The following is a 1,804-nucleotide window of genomic DNA, read 5'->3' as shown; positions in this document are numbered from 1 at the left end:
ACTCATGATCAGCAACAACCGCATGCGCTAACCCAACCACCTCCCACACCGGCGGCGCATCATCCCCACCGATCCGGCCTGCGACCTCTATCAGATGCTCACGAAGCTGCTCCACCCGGTGGTCACGCTCAACGGTCCGGTTGCGGATATGCTCACCGATCAACCGGTGACACCGAAGAACCTCCGGCTGATTGGTCTGAGTCAACCAATGCCTGGAAATCAGCATCCGACGAACCCGGTGATCAACACCACCGAATTGTTCATCCACCGCCGTACCCGGGAACTGGGAGTCAACGATCTGCTCAATCCACGGCCACACCACATCTTCTGCAGGCAGAAGCGCAGCCAACTCCACCGCCATCCGACACGCCTGCCCCAGCGCATCTTCCCCCAACGTGTCCCAGATCTTGTCGATAATCACAGGCAACCACCTATCCGGGTGCCCTACCGACATAGTCGGGGAACGATCCTGAAAATACTCCTCAGTCTTCACCATCCCGTGCTGTTTCAGCTCCTCCAAAAACACCGACGGGGAGACATCCTTCAACACCAGATACAGCCCGATCTGCTCGACCGTCAGAGTGAAACCCTCCACCAGCTCCACGATCTCACACGCAGCATCACACTCTGCGGTTGATGCAAACTGCGGGTGCCTCTTCAACGCACCCCGGGCCGGTTGATAACTTTCAATCACCGCCACCGCCTCATCGGTTGCCAACCGCCCAAGCGGCAGGGGGTGAACCACATCAGGTACATCATTTTGTTCCGGTGCGACTCTGGAGGTCACAACCACCCGAATTGAATCATCCTGCGGGAGAAGATCCAGCTGACTAGATGCGAGAATCTCCCACTGATCAACGTTATCCAGTACCACCAACACATGGTTCGGACTGCCTGAAGCAGAAGCACAACGCTGCAACGCCGCAATAACCTTGCGCCCCACCTCACGGTTATCCTCCCGCTCCGCGGCCGTAAGCTCACTGATTTTCAGATCATGGTCGTGGACTAACCCCGCCAACGCCTCCAACAGATCGGTGTGGCCCTCAGCATCCACCAACCACGCCCCCGCATACTCGTGATGGTAGGTGTGCGCGTACTGCTTGACCAGGGTTGTTTTACCTATCCCACCAAAACCATGCACCACCGTCACCGTCCCCCACGGCGACAGTGCGACACTTTTGTGCAGCTTAAGGAGTTCGTCTTTCCTGCCGCAAAAATGCAGGGCTTGTACATAGCTTGTGTTTCCGGCTAGCGACTCCAGACGTCGTTGACGCTTAAGCCGGATATCAATCGCCTCCGACAACGCTTCCAGCTCAGCCCGCAGCTGTGGATCATCAGGAAACACCTCGGGGAAAAGCTCCCGAATATCCTGATGCTGCGGAATGTCCAAAATTTCAGTTTTTAACTGTTCGATCTCTTCTGGGGTGTTTTGCGAATCGGTCTCATCTTTTCCGGGAACATCCTCAACAGATACCGCGTAGAGGACCGCGATATTATCCAAACCACCGCCGCGTCTGGTCACATGGACGCCAAAATCCGTGCATTCCTTCAGGCAGTACCTACGGCGCAGGTAGATCGGGGACAAAACCACCAGCAGCACCGCAGACGACCGCAACCCGCCTGCGATCCTGGCCTGCCAGTCATCCATGGACCGGATCTCGCGTTCATCGAAAAACACCCGGAGCTGCCCATAAGATGGGCGATACACCTCGATCAACGTATCCCGTAGTGTCGTGACCCACCGTTTCTTATCAAGGTTGTCCTGGTTATCGGCACGAGCGTAACTGAGGAACACATCGAACTT

1 protein-coding gene is annotated in these 1,804 nt (G+C 56.3%); it reads right to left on the bottom strand.

Features of this window, described 5'->3' with window-relative positions; genetic code table 11:
• Positions 1–1,804 (bottom strand): tetratricopeptide repeat protein (locus tag JDV76_RS09265; RefSeq protein WP_198736619.1); only part of this gene is annotated, 1,804 nt, incomplete at both ends.

It is taken from the genome of Corynebacterium marambiense (assembly GCF_016342275.1).
GTDB lineage: Bacteria > Actinomycetota > Actinomycetes > Mycobacteriales > Mycobacteriaceae > Corynebacterium > Corynebacterium marambiense.
The sequence above is the reverse complement of the archived record's forward strand: the minus strand, read 5'-3'. Positions and strand labels throughout refer to the sequence as shown.